21 protein-coding genes are annotated in these 23,058 nt (G+C 74.4%); 20 read left to right on the forward strand and 1 reads right to left on the reverse strand.

What is annotated here, in order from left to right:
- The first annotated feature begins 78 nt into the window (after positions 1-78).
- The 12 genes from GQS52_RS25945 (at position 79) to GQS52_RS25990 (ending at position 12,239) form a co-directional block, all read left to right on the forward strand.
- Complete coding sequence (locus tag GQS52_RS25945; protein ID WP_182315975.1) at positions 79-1,224, forward strand: steroid 3-ketoacyl-CoA thiolase; 1,146 nt, start codon at positions 79-81, stop codon at positions 1,222-1,224.
- A gap of 51 nt (positions 1,225-1,275) precedes the next feature.
- Positions 1,276-3,261 carry an acyl-CoA dehydrogenase gene (locus GQS52_RS25950; protein WP_346268265.1) on the forward strand — a complete coding sequence of 662 codons (1,986 nt, stop codon included), beginning with the start codon at positions 1,276-1,278 and terminating at the stop codon, positions 3,259-3,261.
- Positions 3,207-3,500: an acyl-CoA dehydrogenase family protein gene (locus GQS52_RS28485; RefSeq protein WP_346268280.1), complete on the forward strand. Its 294-nt coding sequence runs from the start codon at positions 3,207-3,209 to the stop codon at positions 3,498-3,500. The genes GQS52_RS25950 and GQS52_RS28485 overlap by 55 nt, the downstream gene beginning before the upstream one ends.
- A 23-nt stretch (positions 3,501-3,523) precedes the next feature.
- The gene (locus GQS52_RS25955) at positions 3,524-4,732 is read left to right on the forward strand and encodes a lipid-transfer protein (RefSeq protein WP_182315976.1); all 1,209 of its coding nucleotides are present in this window, start codon (positions 3,524-3,526) and stop codon (positions 4,730-4,732) included.
- Between the two features lie 6 nt (positions 4,733-4,738).
- Positions 4,739-5,614, forward strand: coding sequence for a MaoC/PaaZ C-terminal domain-containing protein (locus tag GQS52_RS25960; RefSeq protein ID WP_182315977.1), 876 nt, complete (start codon positions 4,739-4,741; stop codon positions 5,612-5,614).
- Positions 5,611-6,249 carry a PaaI family thioesterase gene (locus tag GQS52_RS25965; protein WP_182315978.1) on the forward strand — a complete coding sequence of 213 codons (639 nt, stop codon included), beginning with the start codon at positions 5,611-5,613 and terminating at the stop codon, positions 6,247-6,249. Before GQS52_RS25960 ends, GQS52_RS25965 begins: the two co-directional genes overlap by 4 nt.
- Before the next feature lie 394 nt (positions 6,250-6,643).
- Positions 6,644-8,050 carry an ABC transporter substrate-binding protein gene (locus GQS52_RS25970; RefSeq protein WP_220472805.1) on the forward strand — a complete coding sequence of 469 codons (1,407 nt, stop codon included), beginning with the start codon at positions 6,644-6,646 and terminating at the stop codon, positions 8,048-8,050.
- Between the two features lie 62 nt (positions 8,051-8,112).
- Positions 8,113-9,168, forward strand: coding sequence for a branched-chain amino acid ABC transporter permease (locus tag GQS52_RS27110; RefSeq protein WP_220472806.1), 1,056 nt, complete (start codon positions 8,113-8,115; stop codon positions 9,166-9,168).
- Positions 9,169-9,170: 2 nt separating this feature from the next.
- The gene (locus tag GQS52_RS27115) at positions 9,171-10,370 is read left to right on the forward strand and encodes a branched-chain amino acid ABC transporter permease (RefSeq protein ID WP_259371203.1); all 1,200 of its coding nucleotides are present in this window, start codon (positions 9,171-9,173) and stop codon (positions 10,368-10,370) included.
- The gene (locus tag GQS52_RS25980) at positions 10,357-11,115 is read left to right on the forward strand and encodes an ABC transporter ATP-binding protein (protein WP_182315980.1); all 759 of its coding nucleotides are present in this window, start codon (positions 10,357-10,359) and stop codon (positions 11,113-11,115) included. The genes GQS52_RS27115 and GQS52_RS25980 overlap by 14 nt, the downstream gene beginning before the upstream one ends.
- Positions 11,112-11,879, forward strand: coding sequence for an ABC transporter ATP-binding protein (locus GQS52_RS25985; RefSeq protein WP_182315981.1), 768 nt, complete (start codon positions 11,112-11,114; stop codon positions 11,877-11,879). Before GQS52_RS25980 ends, GQS52_RS25985 begins: the two co-directional genes overlap by 4 nt.
- Positions 11,880-11,888: 9 nt before the next feature.
- On the forward strand, positions 11,889-12,239 hold the full coding sequence (locus GQS52_RS25990; RefSeq protein WP_220472807.1) for a hypothetical protein: 351 nt from the start codon (positions 11,889-11,891) through the stop codon (positions 12,237-12,239).
- Between the two features lie 183 nt (positions 12,240-12,422).
- Here GQS52_RS25990 and GQS52_RS25995 read toward each other — a convergent pair whose 3' ends face one another.
- Entirely contained in the window at positions 12,423-14,042 is a 1,620-nt protein-coding gene (locus GQS52_RS25995; RefSeq protein WP_182315983.1) for an AMP-binding protein, read from the reverse strand.
- Between the two features lie 202 nt (positions 14,043-14,244).
- On the opposite strand from GQS52_RS25995, the gene GQS52_RS26000 reads away from it, so the two are divergent.
- The 8 genes from GQS52_RS26000 (at position 14,245) to GQS52_RS26035 (ending at position 22,999) form a co-directional block, all read left to right on the forward strand.
- Positions 14,245-15,483 (forward strand): NADH:flavin oxidoreductase, encoded by a 1,239-nt coding sequence (locus GQS52_RS26000; protein ID WP_182315984.1) that lies wholly within the window; start codon positions 14,245-14,247, stop codon positions 15,481-15,483.
- Between the two features lie 36 nt (positions 15,484-15,519).
- A complete protein-coding gene (locus tag GQS52_RS26005; RefSeq protein WP_259370990.1) occupies positions 15,520-17,106 on the forward strand; it encodes an AMP-binding protein in 1,587 nt (528 codons plus the stop codon).
- A 100-nt stretch (positions 17,107-17,206) separates the two neighbouring features.
- On the forward strand, positions 17,207-18,370 hold the full coding sequence (locus GQS52_RS26010) for an acyl-CoA dehydrogenase family protein (protein ID WP_182315985.1): 1,164 nt from the start codon (positions 17,207-17,209) through the stop codon (positions 18,368-18,370).
- Positions 18,370-19,407, forward strand: a complete 1,038-nt coding sequence (locus tag GQS52_RS26015; protein WP_182315986.1) for a bifunctional MaoC family dehydratase N-terminal/OB-fold nucleic acid binding domain-containing protein — start codon at positions 18,370-18,372, stop codon at positions 19,405-19,407. Before GQS52_RS26010 ends, GQS52_RS26015 begins: the two co-directional genes overlap by 1 nt.
- Positions 19,407-20,513, forward strand: a complete 1,107-nt coding sequence (locus GQS52_RS26020; RefSeq protein ID WP_182315987.1) for an acyl-CoA dehydrogenase family protein — start codon at positions 19,407-19,409, stop codon at positions 20,511-20,513. The genes GQS52_RS26015 and GQS52_RS26020 overlap by 1 nt, the downstream gene beginning before the upstream one ends.
- Positions 20,510-20,953 carry a MaoC family dehydratase gene (locus tag GQS52_RS26025; RefSeq protein ID WP_182315988.1) on the forward strand — a complete coding sequence of 148 codons (444 nt, stop codon included), beginning with the start codon at positions 20,510-20,512 and terminating at the stop codon, positions 20,951-20,953. Before GQS52_RS26020 ends, GQS52_RS26025 begins: the two co-directional genes overlap by 4 nt.
- The gene (locus GQS52_RS26030) at positions 20,953-22,140 is read left to right on the forward strand and encodes a lipid-transfer protein (RefSeq protein WP_182315989.1); all 1,188 of its coding nucleotides are present in this window, start codon (positions 20,953-20,955) and stop codon (positions 22,138-22,140) included. The genes GQS52_RS26025 and GQS52_RS26030 overlap by 1 nt, the downstream gene beginning before the upstream one ends.
- Positions 22,141-22,372: 232 nt before the next feature.
- On the forward strand, positions 22,373-22,999 hold the full coding sequence (locus GQS52_RS26035; RefSeq protein ID WP_182315990.1) for a DedA family protein: 627 nt from the start codon (positions 22,373-22,375) through the stop codon (positions 22,997-22,999).
- Positions 23,000-23,058: the final 59 nt, after the last annotated feature.

Raw genomic sequence — 23,058 nt, forward strand, 5'->3', positions numbered from 1 at the left:
ACCCGGCGGCCGTGGCCGTCGGGTATTTTTCCGCCCAATGAACTGAAATCAATTTCACCGATCTTGGAGAGAGTCGAAATGGCCCGAGCCGTCATCGTCGAAGCAGTGCGCACCCCCATCGGCCGCCGCGGGGGCGCCCTGGCCGGGCTGCACCCCGCGCAGCTGCTCGGCCTCGCCCAGCGCGGGGTGCTGGAGCGGGCCGGGCTGGCCCCCGAGGAGGTGGGGCAGGCCGTCGGCGGCTGCGTCACCCAGGCCGGGGAGCAGTCCAACAACGTCACCCGGGGCGCCTGGCTGCACGCCGGACTGCCGTACACCACCGCCGCCACCACAGTCGACTGCGCCTGCGGATCCTCCCAGCAGGCCGTCCACCTGGTGGCGGGCCTGATCGCCTCCGGCACCGTCACCGCCGGCATCGGCTGCGGCGTGGAGTCCATGAGCCGGGTCTTCCTGGGCAAGGCGCTCACCCCCGAGACCGGCAGCCCCCAGCCGCCCGGCTGGTCGGTGGACATGGCCGACCAGTTCACCTCCGCCGAGCGCATCGCGAAGAACCGCGGCATCACCCGGGCCGACGTCGACGCCCTCGGCCTGCTCTCGCAGCAGCGGGCCGCCGCGGCCTGGGCGGAGCGCCGCTTCGACCGCGAGATCCTGCCCGTCCGGGCCCCCGGCGCCGACGGCACCGAGACCACCGTCACCACCGACGGAGGGCTGCGCGAGACCTCCGCGGAGAAGCTGGCCGCGCTCAAGCCGGTGCTGCCCGACGGCATCCACACCGCCGGCAACTCCTCCCAGATCAGCGACGGCGCCGCCGCCGTGCTGCTGATGGACGAGGACCGCGCCCGCGCCCTGGGCCTGCGCCCCCGCGCCCGGATCGTCTCCTCCGCCCTGGTCGGCGCCGACCCCTACTACCACCTGGACGGGCCCGTGGACTCCACCGCCCACGTCCTGGAGCGGGCCGGCATGACCATGGACGACATCGACCTGGTGGAGATCAACGAGGCGTTCGCCTCGGTCGTCCTGTCCTGGGCCCGGGTGCACAAGGCCGACATGGACAAGGTCAACGTCAACGGCGGCGCCATCGCCCTGGGCCACCCGGTGGGCTCCACCGGTGCCCGCCTGATCACCTCCGCCCTGCACGAGCTGGAGCGCAGCGACCGCTCCACCGCCCTGATCACCATGTGCGCGGGCGGCGCCCTGTCCACCGCCACCGTCATCGAGCGCGTGTGAACCCCCCCGCCGACGCACGGAACCAGCACCACGAAGCCCTGTGAGGACGTCATGACCATTGGACTGACCGAGGAACACCGCGACCTGCGGGACTCCGTCCGCGGCTGGGCCGCCCGCCACGTCACCCCCGAGGTGGTGCGCGCGGCGGTGGACGCGGACACCGAGACGCTCCCCGGCTTCTGGCCGCTGCTGGCCGAGCAGGGCCTGCTCGGCCTGCACCTGCCCGAGGAGGCCGGCGGCGCGGGCTACGGCCTGGTCGAACTCGCCGTCGTCGTCGAGGAACTGGGACGCGCCCTGGTGCCCGGCCCGTTCCTGCCGACGGTGCTCGCCGCCGCGGTGCTGGACGGGGCCGGCCGCGCCGACCTCGTGCCCGCGCTCGCCGACGGCTCCGCCGTCGCCGCCGTCGGCCTCGGCCCCGGCACCCTGACCCTGACCCGCGACCCGGCCGGGCGGGCCGTGCTCGACGGGCAGTCCGAGTCGGTGCTCGGCGGCCACCTGGCCGAACTCCTGGTCCTGCCGGCGCGCGAGGGCGACCGGACCGTCTGGACGGTGGTCCGCCGCGCGGCCCTGACCGCCACCGACCTGGGCAGCCACGACCGCACCCGGCGCAACTCCCGCTTCCGCGCCGACGCCGTGGCCCTCGACGACACTGACGTGCTCTCCCTCCTCGGCGAGCGGCGCCCGCTGGACCTGGCCGCGGCGCTCTTCGCCGCCGAGGCGTCCGGCCTGGCCGAGTGGGCCACCGCCACCGCCGCCGAGTACGCCCGGGTCCGCGAGCAGTTCGGCCGGAGGATCGGCCAGTTCCAGGGCGTCAAGCACCGCTGCGCCAGGATGCTCGCCCAGGCCGAGCAGGGCCGCGCCTGCGCCTGGGACGCCGCCCGCGCCCTGGTGCCCGGCGCGGTCGCCGACCCCCGCGAGGCCGAGCTGGCCGCGGCGGTCGCCGCGGCCGTCACGGTGGACGCGGGCTTCGCCACCGCCAAGGACTGCGTCCAGACCCTCGGCGGCATCGGCTTCACCTGGGAGCACGACGCCCACCTGTACCTGCGGCGCGCCCAGAGCCTGCGGCTGCTGCTCGGCCCGTCCGCCGCCTGGCGCCGCCGGGTCGCCTCGCTCACCCTGGAGGGCGCCCGCCGCACGCTGGACGTCGAGCTGCCCGAGCACGCCGAGCAGGTCCGCGCCGAGGTCCGCGCCGTCCTGGAGCCCGCCCGCGAGCTCCAGGGCCCCGAGCGGCTCTCCTACCTCGCCGAGCACGGCTTCACCGCCCCCCACCTGCCGGCCCCCTGGGGCCGCGGCGCCGACGCCGTCACCCAGCTGGTCATCGCCGAGGAGATGCGCGCGGCCGAACTGCGCGCGGCCGACCTGGTCATCGGCGCCTGGGTGGTGCCCACCCTGATCAGCCACGGAAGCCCCGAGCAGCACCGGCGGTTCCTGCCGCCGACGCTGCGCGGCGACACGGTGTGGTGCCAGCTGTTCAGCGAGCCCGGCGCCGGCTCCGACCTGGCGGCCCTGTCCACCCGCGCGGAGAAGGTCGAGGGCGGCTGGAGGCTGAACGGCCAGAAAGTGTGGACCTCCATGGCCCGCGAGGCCGACTGGGGGATCTGCCTGGCCCGCACCGACGCCGGCGCCCCCAAGCACAAGGGCCTGTCCTACTTCCTGGTCGACATGAGGAGCGCCGGCCTGGACGTCCGCCCGCTGCGCGAGATCACCGGCGACGCCCTGTTCAACGAGGTCTTCCTCGACGACGTCTTCGTCCCCGACGAGCTCCTGGTCGGCCGTCCCGGCGACGGCTGGAAGCTGGCCCGCACCACCCTCGCCAACGAACGGGTCTCGCTCTCCCACGACTCCTCGCTCGGCAGCGGCGGCGAGGCCCTGCTCACCCTGGCCGCCGAGCACCCCGGGCCATGGACGACGAGCGGCTCTCGCTGCTCGGGAAGATCCTCTCCGACGCCCAGTCCGGCGGACTGCTCGGCCTGCGCACCACGCTGCGCTCGCTGTCCGGGGCACAGCCCGGCGCCGAGTCCAGCATCGCCAAGCTGATCGGCGTCGAGCACGTCCAGCAGGTGTGGGAGACCGCCATGGACTGGTCCGGGCCGGAGTCGCTCGACGGCGCCTCCGGGGAGGCGTTCGGCCGGCGGAACGCGACCTGGATGTTCCTCAACTCCCGCTGCCTGTCCATCGCCGGGGGCACCACCGACGTGCAGCTGAACATCATCGGCGAGCGGCTGCTCGGCCTGCCCCGCGACCCCGAGCCGGTCCCCGGCCCCGCCCGGTCCTGAACTCCCCAGGAGAGGAACCCCCCATGGACAGGACGTTCGTCATCGGCGTCGGCATGACCAGGTTCGAGAAGCCGGAGACCCGCGACTGGGAGTATCCCGACATGGTCCGCGAGGCCGTCACCGGCGCCCTCGCCGACGCGGGCGTGGAGTACGCGCAGGTGCGGCGCGCCGCCGTCGGCTACGTCTTCGAGCAGTCCACCGCCGGCCAGCGGGCGCTGTACGACATCGGCCTCACCGGCATCCCCGTGGTCAACCTCAACAACAACTGCGCCACCGGTTCCACCGCCCTGCTGACCGCCCGCGACTGGGTGCGCACCGGGCTCGCCGACTGCGCCCTGGCCGTCGGCTTCGAGAAGATGAACAAGGGCGTGCTCTCCCCGGGCGCCGGCGGCCTGCCCAAGGTCACCCCGCTCGACCGCCAGCTGGGCATCATGGTGGAGAAGTACGGCTGGGAGCAGTCCCCGATGACCGCCCAGCTGTTCGGCAACGCCGCCCGCGAGCACATGGAGCGGTACGGCACCACCGTCGAGCAGCTCGCGGCCGTCTCGGTGAAGAACCACCGCCACTCCGTCGACAACCCGTACGCCCAGTTCCAGGTGGAGTACACCCTGGAGCAGGTGCTCGGCGACAAGCCGATCCACGCCCCGCTGACCCGCAGCCAGTGCTCGCCCACCTCCGACGGGGCCGGCGCGGTGGTGGTGGCGAGCGAGCGGTTCGTCCGCGAGCACGGGCTGGAGGACCGGGCGGTGGAGATCGTCGGCCAGGCGCTCACCACCGACACCGGGGCGGCGTTCGCCGACCGCTCCGCGATCGACGTCGTCGGCGTCGGGATGACCCGCGCCGCGGGCCGGCAGGCACTCGCCGAGGCGGGCCTGACCGTCGAGGACGTCGACGTGATCGAGCTGCACGACTGCTTCTCCGTCAACGAGATCCTCACCTACGAGGCGCTGGGCATGTGCGAGGAGGGCAAGGGCGGTGAGCTGGTGGAGTCCGGTGCCACCACCCACGGCGGCCGGTGGGTCGTCAACCCCTCCGGCGGCCTGATCTCCAAGGGCCACCCGCTGGGCGCCACCGGCCTGGCCCAGGCCGCCGAACTCACCTGGCAGCTGCGCGGCACCGCCGGGGCCCGGCAGGTGCCGGGCGCCACCGTGGGCCTGCAGCACAACGTCGGCCTCGGCGGCGCCTGCGTCGTCACCGTCCTGCGCTCCGGCACCCTCACCCGGGAAGGCTGAACCACCGTGCCCATCGACGTCACCACCGCACTCGCCGCCGAACCGTCCGTCACCCGGATCTCCTGGACCGACCGCGACGTGCTGCTGTACCACCTGAGCCTGGGCGCCGGCGCCGCCGACGCCACCGACCCCGCCGAGCTGCGCTGGGCCTACGAGCGCGGCCTGCGGGTGCTGCCCACCTTCGCGCTGGTCGCCGGCCAGGGCATCTCCTCCGGCGCCGCCGGGCCCGCCTCCATGTCGATGCCCGGCGTCGACGTCGACCTGCGCCGCATCCTGCACGGCGGCCAGCGGCTCCGGGTCAACGGCCCCCTCCCGACGGCCGGGACCGCCACCGTCGCCTCCCGCGTCTCCGACGTGTGGGACAAGGGCAAGGCCGCCGTCGTCGTCCTGGAGCAGCGGGCCACCGCCGACGACGGCACCGAACTGTGGACCACCTCCATGCAGATCTGGGCGCGCGGCGAGGGCGGCTTCGGGGGCGACCCGGGGCCGGCCGCCGAGGCCGGGCTGCCCGACCGCGCCCCCGACCACGTCCTCACCTCGCCCACCGGCCCGCAGCAGGCCCTGCTCTACCGCCTCAACGGCGACCTCAACCCGCTGCACGCCGACCCGAAGTTCGCCGCCGCGGCCGGCTTCGACCGGCCGATCCTGCACGGCCTGGCCTCCTACGGCATCGTCTGCCGCGCCGTGGTCGACGGGGTGCTCGGCGGCGACCCCGCCGCGGTGCGCGACTACGAGGTGCGGTTCGCCGGCACGCTGCTGCCCGGCGAGACCGTCCGCACCTCGGTGTGGGAGGACGGCGACCGGCTCCACCTGCTGGCCGTCTGCCCCGAGCGCGGCGACGCCCCGGTGCTCACCCACGCCACGATGGAGGTCGCCCGATGAGCGCCACCACCGGTACCCCGCTGTCCGCCGTCTCCGCCGACGCGGCCGTCGACGCCGCCGCCGCGGCGGCCCGCAGGGTGACGGTCGCCCTGCTGCGGGCCGGGGGAGCCGCCCCCGGACTGGAGGAGATCACCGCCCGCCTGGAGGAGGTCGCCGAGCGGCTCGAGGCCGCCGCGCCCCCGCTGGACGAGCGCCAGGCCCAACTGTGGGAGGGAGGGGGCGCCCACCGCCACGACCCGGTGACCGGCACGGAGAACGCGATCGCCCCGCCGCTGGTCCTGCACGGCCAGGAGGACGGCTCCGTCGAGGGCACGGTCACCCTCGACCTGCCCTACCAGGGCCCGCCCGGCCACGTGCACGGGGGAGTCTCCGCGCTGCTGCTGGACCACACCCTGGGCGTGGCCAACGGCTGGGCGGGGACCTCCGGGATGACCGCCGAGCTGACCCTGCGCTACCACCGGCCGACCCCGCTGTTCGAGCCCCTGGTGGTGACCGGCCGTCAGGTCTTCGTCGAGGGGCGGAAGATCCGCACCGAGGGCGCCATCACGGCCGGCGGCAGGCTGTGCGTCTCGGCCGAGGGCCTGTTCATCGACAAGCACCTGCCCCGTCCGGGCCGCGGAGCCACCACCGGCTGAGCGCACCCGTGCACCCCGCCCGCGGCGGACCGGGGTGCACGACAAGTGGGAGGGCGGACTCCGCGATGCGGAGTCCGCCCTCCCACTTGTCTTTGCGCCCCCGTCGCCGTCCCGCCCGCCCGCAGCGGTTTCCCCCGGTCCCGGACCGAGGCCGCGCAGAGCGGTGTTCCCGGACCCTTGACCCCCTCCTGGCCGACTCCTAGCATCCCGTAGCAAGCGCTTGGTTGATGCGGGAACGACCCCTCCGAACCCGCCGGAGCGCCCTCCGTCGTCGTGCCCCGGGCCGGGTGGATCCCCCCTCCGTACGGCACGCGCCCCTTCACCACCCGCTGCGGTCGGACATCCGCAACCCATGACCCCGGTGCACCGCCGCGCCGGGAGGAGGAGGCTGGTCGTGCTGTACAGGAAAACGGTCCGGGGAGCGGCGCTGGTCGCGCTCCTGGCACTGACGGTCCCGGCGTGCGCCACCGACCGGGGCGGCTCCGACGCCGTGCCGGGCAACGCGGCCGGCGACTCCGCCACCGCCGCCGCCGAGAAGTTCGGCACCCTCGACTCGCCCTGCGGCGAGGGCGACGCCAAGGGCGCGACCGACAAGGGGGTCACCGACACCGAGATACGCATCGGCTACGGCGACGACCGCGGCTTCTCCCAGTCCCCGGGCCTGAACAAGGAGATGGGCGACGCGGTCGAGGCGCTCGTCGCCTGGTGCAACGAGCAGGGCGGCATCAACGGCCGCAAGGTCGTCGGCAACCTCCACGACGCCGCCATGACGCAGGCCAACACCGCCATGCAGGACGCCTGCAGGTCCGACTTCATGCTGGTCGGCCACGGCTTCGCCTACGACGGCGCCGCCGAACAGACCCGCATCGCCTGCAAGCTGCCCATGGTCCCCGGCTTCACGGTCAGCCCCCACGTGGCCAACGCCCCCATGTCCTACCAGGCGATGCCCTTCCCGGCCGACTACGTCAACACCGGCATCTGGCACAACGCCGTCAAGCTCTACCCCGAGCTGAAGAAGGGACTGGCCGTCGTCAACCACACCTCGCCGGCGCTGGTCTCCGCCAACGCCAAGTCCGTCGAGGGCTGGAAGTCGGCCGGCGTCAAGCCGCTGGACTGCGGGGTGACGCTCAACTACGCGGGCGAGTCCAGCTACGTGCCGTTCGCCGAGAAGTACAAGTCCTGCGGCGCCGACGGACTGTGGAACAGCCGCTCCGCCACCCCGTCGCAGTTCAACCTGCTGCAGGCCGTCGACCAGGTCGGCCTCGACCCGGTGCTGTTCTTCGAGGCCACCTGGTACACCGACGCCGTCGCCAAGTGGAACACCGCCGGACTGGCGGACAAGCTCCACGTCGGCATGCAGTACCAGCCCTTCGAGAACGCCTCCGAGGTCCCGGCCGTGAAGGCCTACACCGACCTGGTCACCGCCGAGGGCGGCAAGACCTCCCTGCTCGGCATGCAGGCCGCCTCCTCCTTCCTGCTGTGGGCCACCGCCGCCGAGCAGTGCGGCTCCGAACTGACCCGCCAGTGCGTGGTCGACAAGCTCTCCGCCGTCCACGAGTGGACCGGCGGCGGCCTGCACGCCGCCACCGACCCCGGGGCCAACCTGCCCTCCGAGTGCGTCGTGGTGCTCCGCCTCACCAAGAACACGTGGAAGCAGACCCGCCCCGCCGAGGCCGGCGAGTTCGACTGCGACGACTCCTACCTGTTCCGGCTCAGCAAGAAGAACTGGGGCACCGAGCTCAACAAGGACCGGATCTCCACCGAGTTCCTGACCGACGACGTGATCGAACCGCAGGCCTGACCCACGACCCGCAGCCGGGGGCGCGGCCGACCGCGCCCCCGGCCCTCGCCAAGGGTGTCCCCATGACCGCATTCATCACGTTCACCCTGCTCGGGCTCGTCCTGGGCGCCGTGTACGCGATCGCCGCCTCCGGGCTGGTACTGACCTACACCACGTCGGGCATCTTCAACTTCGCGCACGGCGCGCAGGCCATGCTCGGCGCCTTCCTCTACTGGCAGCTGCGAACCGGCTGGAACTGGCCGACCCCGCTCGCCCTCCTCGCCGTCCTGGGCGTCGCCGGCCCGCTGATGGGCGGCCTGATGTACGCCCTGGTCATGCGGGGGCTGCGCAACACCGCGGAAGTGACCAGGATCGTCGTCACCGTCTCCCTCATGCTGGGGATGCTCTACCTCTCCCAGTGGCTGTGGCACCCGGAGGAGCCCCGCGTCTCCGAGATGTTCTTCGGCGTCGACGCCACGGTCCCCGTCCTCGGCGCCACCCTGCGCGTGCACGAGCTGATCGCCCTGGCCACCGCCGCCGCCCTCGCCCTCGCCCTGCGGCTGCTGTTCACCCGCACCCGCACCGGGGTGGCCATGCGCGGCGCGGTCGACGACCCCGACCTGCTGCGCCTGAACGGCCACGACCCCGAGCGGATCGCCCTGCTCTCCTGGGCCGCGGGCTCCACCCTCGCCGTGCTCGCCGGCATCCTGATCACCCCCGTCGGCGGCGGGGCGCTGGAGGCCACCGCGCTCACCCTGCTGGTCATCGACGCCTTCGCGGCGGCGATGTTCGGCCGGCTGCGCAGCATCCCGCGCACCTTCGCCGGGGCCGTGATCCTCGGCCTGGCCGGCAGCTACGTCCTGGCCTACTTCCCCTCCGCCTGGTCGTGGACCAGCAACTTCCGCGTCTCGCTGCCGATGATCGCCCTCTTCGCCGTGCTGGTCGCGCTGCCCCAGGACCGGCTGCGCGGCGCCGCGGTGCGCACCCGGGAGCGCTACCGCGTCCCGTCCGTGCGCTCCGCCGCCGCCTGGGGGGCGGTGCTGGTCGCCTCCGTGGCGCTGCTGCTGCCCCTGATGGAGGACACCGCCGTCACCACCTCACCCTCGGCCTCACCTTCGCCGTCGTCGCCCTGTCCCTGACCCTGCTCACCGGCTACGCCGGCGAGATGAACCTGGCGGCCTGCTCCTTCGGCGCGGTCGGCACCCTGGTCGCCTTCCACACCGGCATCGCGGGCAGCGGCCTGGACTCCCGGCTCACGGTGCAGGGCGTGCTGCTGGGCGTCGCGGCGGCCGCCGTCGTCGGCGGCCTGGTGGCCCTGCCCGCCCTGCGGCTGCGCGGCCTGTACCTGGCGCTGGCGACCATGGCGTTCGGCGTCTTCCTCAGCACCATGGTGCTGCGCGACACCACCGAGCACCACGTCCTCGGCCACACCTTCACGATCTTCCCCACCGGCAGCATCACCGTGCCGGCGATCAGGGTCGGCCCCCTCGACCTGCGCGACGGCCCCGCCTTCCTGATCACCGTCGCCGTGCTGTTCGCGGCGATCGGCACCGGCCTGGTGGCGCTGCGCAACAGCGGCTACGGCAGGCGGCTGGTGGCCATGAAGGACAGCCCGGCGGCCTCGGCGATGCTGGGGCAGAACCTGGTCCGCCTCAAGCTCTCCGTCTTCGTGCTCTCGGCGGCCATTGCCGGCCTCGGCGGCATCCTGATGTCCAGCGCCCTGGGCGCGGTGGACACCGACACCTACTCCATCGTGGTCAGCCTCTCCCTGCTGATGCTCACCGTGGTGGCCGGCATCGGCTACGTCAGCGGCGCCCTCTTCGGGGGACTGCTGGCCGGCGTCGGGTTCTCCCTCCTCGTCACCACCTTCAACGACCTGGCCGCGGCCGACCCCGACCTGGCGGGCCTCTACCGGCTGCTCGGCCACCTGGTCACCGTCAGCCCGGCCCTGATCGGCGTCGGCGTGGGCCACAACCCCAGCGGAACCGTCCACCAGGTCGTCGAGGGCTACCGCTCGCTGCGCCGCGCCCGCCCGGTGCTCGTCGGCGGCGCGGTCCTGGAGGCCGTGCTCTACCTGCTCACCCTGTCCGGCGCGATGGACCGGTGGTGGTTCGGCATCCTCACCGTGGTGCTGGTCATGATGCTCCCGCTCCTCGGCCGGATGCTGATGCCCGCGGCCGTCCTCGGCCCCGAGGAGCACGCCCGCCAACGCCGCGCACTGTCGGAGCCGGCCGACGACGACGTGCCCCGGACCGAACGGGACCTGCGCGCCCTCGACCGCGCGCTGGGCCTGCCCGCCCCGACCACCGCCGCACCGGGAGTCCGCCGTGGCACTGCTTGAGACCCGCGGGATCACCGTCCGCTTCGGCGGCCGCACCGCCGTCGACGACGTCGGCCTCGGCGTCGCCCCCGGCACCGTCACCGGCCTGATCGGGCCCAACGGCGCCGGAAAGACCACCTTGTTCAACACCGTCACCGGGCTGCAGCGCCCCACGGCCGGCCGCATCCTGCTGGACGGCACCGACATCACCCGGCTGCCGCCCGCCCGCCGCGCCCACCAGGGCCTGGGCCGGACCTTCCAGCGCCTGGAACTGTTCATGTCCCTGTCGGTGCGGGAGAACGTCCGCGTCGCGGGGGAGATCCACCGCTCCGGGGCGCGCCGGAACCGCGGGGCCGGCGGCGGGGCCCGTCCCGACCTCGGCCGGGAGACCGACCGGGTGCTGGAACTCACCGGCCTGACCGACATCGCCGACCAGGACGTCTCCGGCATCCCCACCGGCCGCGCCCGCGTCGTCGAACTCGCCCGCGCCCTGATGGCCTCCCCCCGGGTGCTGCTGCTGGACGAGCCGGCCTCCGGCCAGACCGAGCAGGAGACCGGGGAGTTCGGCGAACTGCTGCTGCGGCTGGCGGCGGACGGCCTGGCGATCTGCCTCGTCGAGCACGACATCCCGCTGGTGATGAAGCTCTGCTCGACCGTCCACGTCCTCGACCGCGGAAGGCTGCTGGCCTCCGGGACGCCCGAGCAGATCCGGGCCGACCCCGCCGTCGTCGCCGCCTACATCGGCACCGAGGAGCACCCCCGATGAACCCACCGGACCCCACCGTGAAGAACCCCGCCGCGCCGGACCCCGCCGCGCCGGACCCCGCCGCGCCCGGGCCCCTCCTCGAACTGGCCGGGGTGCGCGCCGGCTACGGCAGCATCGACGTGCTGCACGGCGTCGACCTCGCGGTGCTCCCCGGAACCGTGGTCGCCCTCCTCGGGCCCAACGGCGGCGGCAAGACCACCACCCTCAAGGTCTGCTCCGGGCTGCTGCCGGTCACCGGCGGCGAACTGCGCCTCGCCGGGCGGTGCGTCAACGGCGCCCCGGCCTCCGCCCTGGCCCGGCTCGGCGTGTGCTCCGTCCCCGAGGGTCGCGGCGTCTTCCCCAACCTGACGGTCCGGGAGAACCTGTGGCTGGCCACCGGCACCGGCACCCCCCTCGCCGACCTGGAGGAGGCCGCCTACGGCCGCTTCCCGGTCCTGGGGCGGCGCCGCGGCCAGCTCGCCGGGTCGATGTCCGGCGGCGAGCAGCAGATGCTCGCCCTCGCCCGGGCCCTGGGGACCGACCCGGCCGTGCTGCTCCTCGACGAGCTGTCCATGGGGCTGGCCCCGCTCGTCGTCTCGCAGATGTACGACACCGTCGGCCGGCTGGCCGACGAGGGACTGACCATCCTGGTGGCGGAGCAGTTCGCCCGGGTGGTCCTGCCCGTCGCGGACTCGGCGGCGCTGATGCTGCAGGGCCGCGTCGTCCGGACCGGCCGTCCGGACGAGATCGAGGCCGAACTGTCGGCCGGTTACCTGGGAGGATGACCCATGCCCGTGGAAGAGCGACGTGAGCGGTTCACGACGGACGTCTCCGCACTCAGGCTCAGGACCGGACGGTCGCGCCGCGACGGCGTGCTGCGCGGCCTCGGCGCGCTGCTGATGGCGGCCGGCGTCGTCACCGCCCTCGTGGCGTACGCGGGCTCGCTGGCCCAGGAGGACCTGCGCGACATCGCCTCCTCCCAGGTCCTGGCCACCGCGATGCTCGCCCTCGCCGTCACCGGGGCCGCCCTCTACCTGGCCGCGGCGGTCACCGCGGTGCTGCGCCTGTCGCTGCTGCGCCTGCTGCACGAGGGCCGCGAGCAGACGGACCGGACCGTCGCGGCCCTCGAGGACCGCAGGCCCTGACCCCCGGCCGCCCGGAAAAACGCCCCGCCCGGGGACCCCAGGTCCCCGGGCGGGGCGCTGCTTGCCGTCCTGCGGGCCTGCCGTCCTGCGGGCCTGCGGGCGTGCGGGCGTGCGGGCGTGCGGGAGCGCCGCGGGGGGCCGGGCCGACGGCCGGCCCGGCCCCCCGCGGCGCTCACCGGCCGGTCACAGCGTCACGGCGCGGCGGACCACCTTGCCGGTGGCGTTGCGCGGCAGCCGCTCGGTGGTGACCTTCCACCGCGCGGGCACCTTGAAGTAGGCCAGCCGCTCCACGAGGAAGGCGCGCAGCTCCTCCTCCGTGGCCGGGGAGCCCTCCCGCAGCACCACCACGGCGGCCACCTCCTGGCCCAGGTCGGCGTGGGGGACGCCCATCACGACGCACTCGGCGACGTCCGGGTGCTCGTCCAGGGCGTGCTCGACCTCGGCCGGGTAGACGTTCTCGCCGCCGCGCAGGATCAGGTCCGAGCGGCGGCTGGTCAGGTACAGCATCCCGCCGCGCATCGTGCCGATGTCGCCGGTGCGCAGCCAGCCGTCCGGGCCGATCGCGGCCTCGGTGGCCTCCGGGTCCTCCCAGTAGCCCAGCATGTTGAACGGGCTGCGCAGGTGGATCTCGCCCTCCTCGCCCTCCGGCAGCACCTGCCCGAGCGGGTCGCGGACCTCGACGGAGACCGTGACCGTGGGGTACCCCAGTGTGCCGGGGAAGCGTTCGAGCAGGTCGGCGGTGGCGACGGCCGCCGAGGTGCAGGACTCGGTGAGGCCGTAGCTGTCCACCAGGGACCGGCGGGCCACCGGCAGGGCCTCCCGCAGCCGCTCCTTCAGCGCCGCCGAGGACGGCGCCGAGGCCAGCGCGAACGCGGTCAGGGAGGACAGGTCGTAGCGGTCCAGGCCGCCGTGCTCCAGCAGGCGGGCGGCCATGGTCGGCACCGCCCCCCAGTGGGTGACCCGCTCCCGCTCGACCAGCCGCAGCACCCGGTCGGCGTCGAAGGCGCCCTGGTACATCACCACCGTCGAGCCGGTGGCCAGCCGCGGCACCGCCAGGTTGTGCAGAGAGGCGATGTGGAACAGGGGCAGCGCCAGCAGGTAGCGGTTCGGGCCGGGCGCGCCGAGGGCGGCGGCCAGCGCGTCGTTGAGGCGGTGGTAGCCGATCACCGCCACCAGGTTGCGGTGCGAGTGCACGGCGCCCTTGGGCCGGCCCGTCGTGCCGCTGGTGTACAGGATCGCCGCGGGGTCGTCCTCGTCCACCTCGACCCGCGGCAGTTCCACACCGGGGTCCGCCGACAGCCGCGGCACGTCCTCCTCCATCGACAGCACCGGCACGTCCGCGCCCTCCAGCGCCGCGGCGCGCCGGGCGTCGGCGAACACCACCGACGGCCTGCTGTGCCCCAGCGCGTACGCCACCTCCCGCGGGGACCACCAGGAGTTGAAGGCGACAGTGACGGCGCCCAGGCTCTGCGCCGCCCAGAAGGCGATCACCCACTCGGGGCTGTTCGCCGCCAGCAGCGCCACCCGGTCGCCCCTGCCGACGCCGTGCTGCTCCCGCAGGGCGCGGGCCAGGGACGCCACCTGCGCGGCGTGCCGGGCGAAGGTGATCCGCCGGTCCTCGGTGACGATGTACTCGGCGTCGCCGTGGCGCACGGAGTCGGCGAGCACCCGGCCCAGGGATCGTTCGCGGTCGCGGAAGACGGGCATGCGCGTGCCGCGCACCTCCTCCTCGTGGATCTCGAACTCGCCTCCTGGGCCGGTGAGTCGGGCGAGCACCTCGGCGGGGCTGGTCTGCTGGGGCATTCGGACACCTCTCGGGCGGTGGCGTCTGCAGGGTAGGTGGCGGGAAGGTCTCACGCGCACGCCGGGGTCCTCCGGGCCGTTCCCGGTGAGCGGGACGCTGCGGGGCGGCCCCCCGCCGGGCCGGTTAGCGTCCGGCGCACAAGCACCGGAGCAGCACGGGACCACCGCTGCCGCCGGGCCGTGCCGTAGGAGGAGGCTCCCCGTGAACAACCCCGCCCCGCCGCCCGCAGAGGTCCCCGACCCGCTGGCGCCCGCCAGGCTCGGACCGATCACCCTGCGCAACCGGGTCATCAAGGCGGCGACCTACGAGGGGCTCAGCCGCAGGGGGCTGGTGACGGAGGAGCTGATCGAGTTCCACCGCCGCCCGGCGGCCGGGGGAGTGGGCATGACGACCGTCGCGTACTGCGCGGTCGCCCCCGACGGGCGCACCGACGCCCACCAGATCCTGTGGCGCCCCGAGGCGGCCGCCGGCCTGCGCAGGCTCACCGACGCCGTGCACGCCGAGGGCGCCGCGGCCTCCGCGCAGATCGGCCACGCCGGCCCGGTCGCCAACCCCAAGGCCAACAAGGCCCCGGCCCTGGCCCCCAGCCGGCACTTCCACAAGACCACCATGAGCTTCGCCCGCCCGGCCACCGCCGACGACCTCGCCCGGGTGGTCGCCGCGCACGCCGACGCGGCCCGCATGGCGATCGAGACCGGCTTCGACGCCGTCGAGGTCCACCTGGGCCACAACTACCTGGCCAGCTCCTTCCTCAGCCCCAGGCTCAACCGCCGCAAGGACGGCTACGGCGGCTCCCTGGAGAACCGCGCCCGCCTGTGCCGCGAGATCATGCGCGCGGTCCGCGACGCCGTCGGCGACCGGATCGCCGTCCTCGCCAAGCTCAACATGGACGACGGCGCCCCCGGCGGCTTCTGGCTCGACGAGGCGATCCAGGTCGCCCAGTGGCTGGAGCAGGACGGCACCGTCGACGCCCTGGAGCTGACCGCCGGAAGCTCCCTGCTCAACCCGATGTACCTGTTCAAGGGCGACGCCCCGCTGGAGGACTTCGCCGCCGTGATGCCGCAGCCGATCAAGCTGGGCGTCAAGCTCGTCGGCAAGTACATGCTGCACAGCTACCCCTACCGCGACGGCTACCTCCTCGAGGACGCCCGGCAGGTCCGCAGCGCCGTGAAGCTGCCGCTGGTCCTGCTCGGCGGCATCACCGACAAGGCGGTCATGGACCGGGCCATGGCCGAGGGCTTCCAGTTCGTCGCCATGGCCCGGGCGCTGCTGCGCGAGCCCGACCTGGTCAACCGCATCGCGGAGAACGGGCGCACCCGCTCCCTGTGCATCCACTGCAACAAGTGCATGCCGACCAACTTCACCGGTACCCGCTGCGTCGTCATCGACCGCGAGGGCCCCCGCGGCAAGGACTGGTACGCGGGCCGCACCACCGTCTGACCGACCCACGAACACCACCTGCGAGGAGAGACCCCCTTGGACCGCGACACGATCGCCGGCCTGCTGCTGGCACGGCTGGGGGACGACCGGCCGGGCGTGCGCACCCGCGAGCGGACCTGGACCTGGGACGAGACCGTGCGCGAGAGCGCGGCCCGCGGCGCGTACGCCTCCGCCCTGGGCGGCGACGGCCCCTTCCACATCGGGGTGCTGCTGGAGAACGTGCCCGAGTTCCTCTTCTGGCTCGGCGGCGCCGCCCTGGCCGGCGCCACCGTCGTCGGCATCAACAACACCCGGCGCGGCCCCGACCTCGCCCGGGAGATCCGGCACACCGAGGTCCGGGTGATCGTCACCGACCGGGCCGGCCTCGCCCTGCTGGACGGCCTCGACGTGGGTGTCCCCCCGGAGCGGATCGTGCTCGTCGACGACCCCGGCCACCTCGACCGGGTCGCCGCGCACGCCTGCGAGCCGGCCGCCGACCCCTCGGTGACCGCCGCCACGCAGATGCTGCTGCTGCTCACCTCCGGCACCACCGGCACCTCCAAGGCCGCCCGCTGCTCCCAGGGCCGGCTGGCGGCCCTGGGGCACGCCAACAGCGCCAAGTACGGCATCGGCCGCGACGACGTCTGCTACTGCTGCATGCCGCTGTTCCACGGCAACGCCCTGATGGGGCTGTGGGCGCCGGCGCTGGCCTCCGGCGCCACCGTCGCCCTGGCCCGCAAGTTCACCGCCTCCGGCTTCCTGCCCGACGTGCGGTTCCACCGGGCCACCTACTTCACCTACGTCGGCAAGGCCCTCGGCTACGTCATGGCCACCCCCGAGCGGCCCGACGACGCCGACAACACCCTCACCCACGGCTTCGGCACCGAGGCGTCCCCCGACGACAAGGCCGAGTTCGCCCGCCGCTTCGGCTGCCGCCTCATCGAGGTCTACGGCTCCAGCGAGGGCAGCGGCATGATCGCGCAGGACCCGCAGGCCCCGCCCGCGGCCCTGGGCCGCCCGGCCCGCGAGGCCGTCCGCATCGTCGACCCGGAGACCCTGCGGCCCTGCCCGCCGGCCGTCCTCGACGAGCACGGCCGGGTCCTCAACCCCGAGGAGGCCGTCGGCGAACTGGTCGACCAGGAGGGCGCCGCCCGGTTCGAGGGCTACTGGAAGAACGAGGAGGCCGACGCCCAGCGGGTGCGGCACGGCTGGTACTGGACCGGCGACCTCGGCTACACCGACCGCGACGGCTTCCTCTACTTCGCCGGACGCTCCGGCGACTGGATCCGGGTGGACGGCGAGAACATCTCCGCGCTGCTCGTCGAGCGCATCCTGCGCCGCCACCCCGACGTGGTCGCCGCAGCGGTCTTCGGCGTCCCCGACCCGCGCTCCGGCGACCAGGTGATGGCCGCCGTCGAACTGGCCGAGGGCGCGGAGTTCGACGGCGACGGCCTCAGGGACTTCCTCGCCGCCCAGCCCGACCTGGGCACCAAGTCCGCCCCCGGTTCGTCCGGGTCTCCCGGCACCTGCCCACCACCGGGTCCAACAAGGTCCGCAAGAACCTGCTCCAGGCCCAGGCGTGGGACTGCGCCGACCCGGTCCACCGCTGGACCGGCCGCGGCGCCCCCGAGTACCGGCCGATGACCGAGGCGGACAGGGAGGCCCTGCGCGCCGAGTTCACCGCCCACGGCCGGCAGCGCTTCCTGCCCGCCTGACCCACCCGAAGCACTAGGAGGAAGCAGCGATGCAGCTGCGCGAGACACCGGAGCAGCTCGAGCTCCGCAAGGAGCTGCGGGAGTACTTCTCCCGCCTGCTCCCGCCCGACGAGCGGCGCCGGGTCGGCGAGGAGGGCGTGGGCGGCAGCCGCTTCCGCGAGATCGTCCACCGCCTCGGCGCCGACGGCTGGCTGGGCCTGGGCTGGCCCGTCGAGTACGGCGGCCAGGGCCGCTCCGCCGAGGACCAGTTCGTCTTCTTCGACGAGGTGCAGCAGGCCGGACTGCCGTTCCCCTTCGTCACCGTCAACACCGTCGGCCCCACCCTGATGAAGCACGGCACCGAGGAGCAGCGCAGGCGCTACCTGCCGGGCATCCTCTCCGGCGACACCGTCTTCGCCATCGGCTACACCGAGCCGGACGCCGGCACCGACCTGGCCTCGCTGCGCACCCGCGCGGTGCGCGACGGCGACGGCTGGGTGGTCAACGGCAACAAGGTCTTCACCAGCGGCGCCAACACCGCCGACCACATCTGGCTGGCCTGCCGCACCGACCCCGGGGCGCCCAAGCACAAGGGCATCTCCATCCTGATCGCCGACACCGACGACCCCGGCTTCTCCTGGACGCCGATCCCCACCGTCGGCGGCCTGTCGGTCACCGCCACCCACTACAGCGACGTGCGGGTGCCCGCCGGGAACCTGGTGGGGGAGGAGAACGGCGGCTGGAAACTGATCACCGACCAGCTCAACCACGAGCGGATCGGCCTCGCCGCCCTCGGCGGCCGCACCATCGGCCTGTGGGAGAAGGCCCTGGAGCACGCCCGCGACACCGGCGCCCTGGACCTGCCCTGGGTGCGGCAGGACTTCGCCCGCACCCACGCCCGGCTGGAGGCCATGCGGCTGCTCAACTGGAAGATGGCCGCGGCCGTCTCCCGCGACACCCTCTCCGCCGCCGACGCCGGCGCGGCCAAGGTCTACGGCACCGAGACCCACCTGGAGGTCTACCGCACCCTGCTGGGCACCCTCGGCGCCGCAGGACGCGTCCGCCCCGACTCGCCCGGCGCGGTGATCGCCGGGCAGCTGGAGCAGATCTCCCGCCAGGGCGTGGTCAACACCTTCGGCGGCGGCGTCAACGAGGTGCTGCGCGACATGGTCGCCACCGTCGGCGTCGGCCTGCCCCGGCAGAGGAGGGCGTGATGGGCGGCTCCCTCACCGAGCGGCTGCAGGCCCTGGCCGGCCGCGAACTGACCGCCGAGACGTGGGCGCAGGACGCCGTCAACCAGCCGATGATCCGCCACTGGGCCGAGGCGATGGGCGACCGCAACCCGATCCACCTGGACGAGGACGCGGCCCGCGCCGCCGGCCGGGACGGCGTCGTCGCCCCCGCCACCATGCTCCAGGCCTGGACCATGCGCGGCTACGCGGCCACCGTCGCGGGCGGCCCGGCAAGCCCGGCCGCCGCCGAACTCGCGGCGCTGCTGGAGGAGGGCGGCCTCACCTCCGTGGTGGCCACCGACAGCGAGCTGGAGTTCGCCCGCGAACTGCGGCTCGGCGACCGGATCAGCGTCACCGAGACCGTCGAGTCGGTCTCCCCCGAGAAGCGCACGGCCCTGGGCACCGGGCACTTCGTCACCACCGTCAAGACCTACCGCGACCAGGACGGAGAGGTGGTCGGCACCCAGCGCTGGCGCCTCCTGCGCTTCCGCCCCGAGCGGCCGGCCGCCCCCGGCACCGCCGAACAGCCCGAACCCACCGCCGGCACCGAGGCCGAACCCGCAGCGCAGGCCGAACCCGCCGTACAGCCGGAGCCGGCGGAGAAGCCCCGCCCGCTGCGCCCCAGGCCCGCGACCAACCGGGACAACGCCTTCTGGTTCGAGGCGTGCCTGGAGCACCGGCTGCTGATCCAGCGCTGCACCGCCTGCGGCACGCTGCGCCACCCCCCGGGCCCCTGCTGCGGGGTCTGCCGGTCCTTCGACTGGGACACCGTGGAGGCGTCCGGCCGGGGCGAGGTGTACAGCTTCGTCGTCAACCACCACCCCCGCGTCCCCGCCTTCGACTACCCGCTGGTGGTCGCCGTCGTGGAGCTCGCCGAGGGCACCCGGCTGATCGCCAACCTGGTGGACGTGGAGCCCGACCGGATCCGGATCGGCATGCCCGTCGTCCTGGAGTGGATCGACGCCGACCCGCAGCTGTCACTGCCGGCCTTCCGGCCGGCCGGAACGGAGAAGAACTGATGGACTTCGACCTCAGCGAGGAGCAGGAGGCGGTCCGGGGCCTGGCCGAGCAGGTCTTCGCCGGATGCGCCGGCATCGACCGGGTGCGGGCGGTGGAGCAGACCGAGGACCGCATCGACGAGGAGCTGTGGAAGGAGCTGGCCGGCACCGGCCTGCTCTCCCTCGCCCTGCCGGAGCGGTTCGGCGGCGCCGGCCTGGGCCTGGTGGAACTGTGCGTGCTGCTGCGCGAGCAGGGCCGCACGGTGGCCCCCGTGCCGCTGTGGCCGGCGCTGCTCGGCGCGCTCGCGGTGGCCGGGCACGGCAGCCCCGAGCAGCAGCAGGCGTGGCTGCCGCGCACCGCCGACGGCTCGCTGCGGCTGACCCTGGCCCTGGAGGAGTTCGGCCCCGCCGACCCGGCCGCGCCCGCCACCGTGGCGGTCCGCGACGGCGACCTGTGGCGGCTGACCGGAAGCAAGGCCGCCGTCCCCGCGCTGCACGGCGCCCGGCGGGTCGTGGTCTCCGCCACCGGTCCGGACGGCCCGGCGCTCTTCCTGCTCGACCCGGCGGAGCGGGGCGTCACCGCGGAGCGGGCCGAGACCACCACCCGCGAGATCAGCAGCCACCTCGCCCTGGACGGCGCCGTCGCCGAGCCGCTGGGCGGCCCCGGCGCCCTCGCCGCGCTGCTGGACCGCGTCCGCACCGCGCTGGCCGCGGTGCAGGTCGGGGTCGCCGAGGGCGCCCTGCGGCAGGCCGCAACCTATCTGGCCGAACGGGAGCAGTTCGGCCGCCCGCTGGCCACCTTCCAGGCCGTCGCCCACCAGGTCGCCGACTGCTACATCGACATCGAGGCGATGCGGGTCACCCTCTGGCAGGCCGCCTGGCTGATCGACCGGGGCGAGGACCCGGGCACGGCCGTGCTGGTCGCCAAGTGGTGGGCGGACGACGCCGGCCAGCGGGTGGTGCACCGGGTGGTGCACCTGCACGGCGGCATGGGCGTCGACGTGGACTACCCCGTCCACCGCCACCTGCTGTGGGGCAAGCAGATCGCCGGCACCCTCGGCAGCGCCGGAGCCGACCTGGACCGCCTGGGCGCCCTGCTCGCCGCCGGCACGGGGGCCGCCTCGTGACGACCGCCCCCGCCCCCGCGCCCACCGCAGGCACGGTCGCCGTCGGCGACCGGCTGCCGGAGCTGGAGATCCCGGTCACCCGCACCCTGATCGTGGCCACCGCGATCGCGAGCCGGGACTACCAGGACGTGCACCACGACCCCGAACTGGCCCGGACGCGCGGCTCCCGGGACGTGTTCATGAACATCCTCACCACCAACGGGCTGGTCGGCCGCTTCGTCACCGACTGGGCCGGGCCCCGGGCGGTGCTGCGCGCGGTGCGCGTCCGGCTGGGCGCGCCCAATTACCCCGGCGACACCATGACGCTCACCGGCGAGGTCACCGCCGTGGCGGACGACGGCCTGGTCGAGGTGCGCGTCCGGGGCGCCAACGGGCTCGGCGACCACGTCACCGGCACGGTCGCCGTCCGCCTCGCGAAGGAAGAGGGAGGGGAGTCCTGATGGCCTCTTCGCCGACCAGTCCGCTCTCCGGTGCCGCCGCCATCGTCGGCATCGGGGCCACCGAGTTCTCCAAGGACTCCGGGCGCAGCGAGCTCCAGCTCGCCTGCGAGGCCGTGCTCGCCGCCCTCGACGACGCCGGGATCGGCCCGGAGGAGGTGGACGGCCTGACCACCTTCACCATGGAGGGCAACCCGGAGATCGCCGTCGCCCGCTCCTGCGGCATCGGCGAACTGTCCTTCTTCTCCCGCGTCGGCTACGGCGGCGGCGCGGCCTGCGCCACCGTGCAGCAGGCCGCGATGGCGGTGGCCACCGGCGCCGCGCAGGTGGTGGTCTGCTACCGGGCGTTCAACGAGCGCTCCGGGGAGCGGTTCGGCACCGGCATGCAGGACCGGCCGATGGCCTCCACCGCCGACCGGGCGCAGTACTCCTGGTTCACCCCCTTCGGGCTGCTCACCCCCGCCCAGTGGGTGGCGATGTTCGCCCGCCGCTACATGCACCGGTACGGCGCCACCGGCGACGACTTCGGGAGAGTGGCGGTGGTGGCGCGCAAGCACGCCGCGAACAACCCGGCGGCCTGGTTCCACGGCAGGCCGATCACGCTGGAGGACCACCGGAACTCCCGCTGGATCGCCGAGCCGCTGCGCCTGCTGGACTGCTGCCAGGAGACCGACGGCGGCCAGGCCCTGGTCGTCGTCTCCGCCGAACGCGCCCGCGACCTGCGGCACAAGCCCGCGATCGTCCGGGCCGCAGCCCAGGGGTCCGGCGAGGACCAGCAGATGATGACCAGCTACTACCGTCCCGACATCACCGGCATCCCCGAGATGGGCCTGGTGGGCCGCCAGCTGTACGCGCAGAGCGGCCTGACCCCGAACGACGTCCAGGCGGCGGTGCTCTACGACCACTTCACCCCGCTGGTGCTGCCCCAACTGGAGGAACTGGGCTTCTGCAAGCCCGGCGAGGCCAAGGACTTCATCGCCGACGGTCACCTGGAACTCGGCGGCCGGCTGCCGTCCAACACCCACGGCGGCCAGATCGGCGAGGCCTACCTGCACGGCGTCAACGGCATCGCCGAGGGCGTCCGGCTGATCCGCGGCACCTCGTACAACCAGCCCGAGGACGTGCACAACGTCCTCGTCACCGCCGGCACCGCGGTGCCCACCAGCGCGCTGATCCTCGGCGCCGAATGACCGCGCACGGCGGGCCCCGGCAGCCTTTCACTGCCGTCCCGGCTCCGGGGCCCGCCGTGCGCAGCCGGTCGCGTGCAGCCGGCCGTGCGAGGGCGTGCCGCGCACCGCAGCCCGCCCGGTCGACCGGCTCCGGCGAGAGGCGGCGGGCGCGAACGCGCACCACGCTGGAAGGACGACCCACCGACCGGAACCGGACCCCGCGCCCCGGCCGGCCGCCGAGGAGCACCACCGCATGGTGCAACCGCTGCCCGGCCCGTTGGCGGAGACGCTCTCGCTGCTGGACCACTACGGCTACCCGGCCCTGGGCGGGCTGGTCTTCGCGGAGGACTTCGGCCTGCCTGTGCCGGGAGAGACCGCGCTGATCGCCGCGGCCGTGTCCGCGGGAGCCGGACGGCTGAACGTCGTGGCCGTGGGCGTCGTCGCGGCGGTCGCCGCGATCGCCGGGGACAACGTCGGCTACCTCATCGGCCGCCTCGGCGGCCCTCCCTTCGTCCACCGCTGGGGCCGCTACGTCCTGCTCACTCCCGAGCGCTTCCGGCGCGCCGAGGCGTTCTTCGACCGGCACGGCGGCGCGGTCGTCGCCGGGGCCCGCTTCGTCGAGGGGCTGCGCCAGACCAACGGCATCGTGGCCGGTGCCGTCGGCATGCCGTGGAAGCGGTTCCTGGCCTTCAACGCCCTGGGCGCCGCCCTGTGGGCCGGGGTGTGGACGGTCGTCGGCTACACCGCGGGGACCCGCATCGCCACCCTCCACCGCTACCTCACCCGCTGGCACACCTTCGCGCTCGCCGCCCTGGCGGCCGCGGCCGCGGTGCTCCTCGTCCGGGCCCTGATCCGCCGACGGCGGCGACCCCGCACCTGAAGCGGAGCCGCCGCCCCGCGCCGAGATTCCCGACGGTCCCTGCAGCCCCGGCCGGGCTG

The organism is Streptomyces sp. SCUT-3 (genome assembly GCF_014083985.1).
GTDB lineage: Bacteria > Actinomycetota > Actinomycetes > Streptomycetales > Streptomycetaceae > Streptomyces_H > Streptomyces_H thermolineatus.

Excerpts from the sequence above, each read along its gene's own strand:
- GQS52_RS25945 (WP_182315975.1), top strand. The coding sequence starts at position 79 with ATGGCCCGAGCCGTCATCGTCGAAGCAGTGCGCACCCCCATCGGCCGC.
- GQS52_RS25950 (WP_346268265.1), top strand. The coding sequence starts at position 1,276 with ATGACCATTGGACTGACCGAGGAACACCGCGACCTGCGGGACTCCGTC.
- GQS52_RS25955 (WP_182315976.1), top strand. The coding sequence starts at position 3,524 with ATGGACAGGACGTTCGTCATCGGCGTCGGCATGACCAGGTTCGAGAAG.
- GQS52_RS25965 (WP_182315978.1), top strand. The coding sequence starts at position 5,611 with ATGAGCGCCACCACCGGTACCCCGCTGTCCGCCGTCTCCGCCGACGCG.
- GQS52_RS27110 (WP_220472806.1), top strand. The coding sequence starts at position 8,113 with ATGACCGCATTCATCACGTTCACCCTGCTCGGGCTCGTCCTGGGCGCC.
- GQS52_RS25985 (WP_182315981.1), top strand. The coding sequence starts at position 11,112 with ATGAACCCACCGGACCCCACCGTGAAGAACCCCGCCGCGCCGGACCCC.
- GQS52_RS25995 (WP_182315983.1), bottom strand. The coding sequence starts at position 14,042 with ATGCCCCAGCAGACCAGCCCCGCCGAGGTGCTCGCCCGACTCACCGGC.
- GQS52_RS26010 (WP_182315985.1), top strand. The coding sequence starts at position 17,207 with ATGCAGCTGCGCGAGACACCGGAGCAGCTCGAGCTCCGCAAGGAGCTG.
- GQS52_RS26015 (WP_182315986.1), top strand. The coding sequence starts at position 18,370 with ATGGGCGGCTCCCTCACCGAGCGGCTGCAGGCCCTGGCCGGCCGCGAA.
- GQS52_RS26020 (WP_182315987.1), top strand. The coding sequence starts at position 19,407 with ATGGACTTCGACCTCAGCGAGGAGCAGGAGGCGGTCCGGGGCCTGGCC.
- GQS52_RS26030 (WP_182315989.1), top strand. The coding sequence starts at position 20,953 with ATGGCCTCTTCGCCGACCAGTCCGCTCTCCGGTGCCGCCGCCATCGTC.
- GQS52_RS26035 (WP_182315990.1), top strand. The coding sequence starts at position 22,373 with ATGGTGCAACCGCTGCCCGGCCCGTTGGCGGAGACGCTCTCGCTGCTG.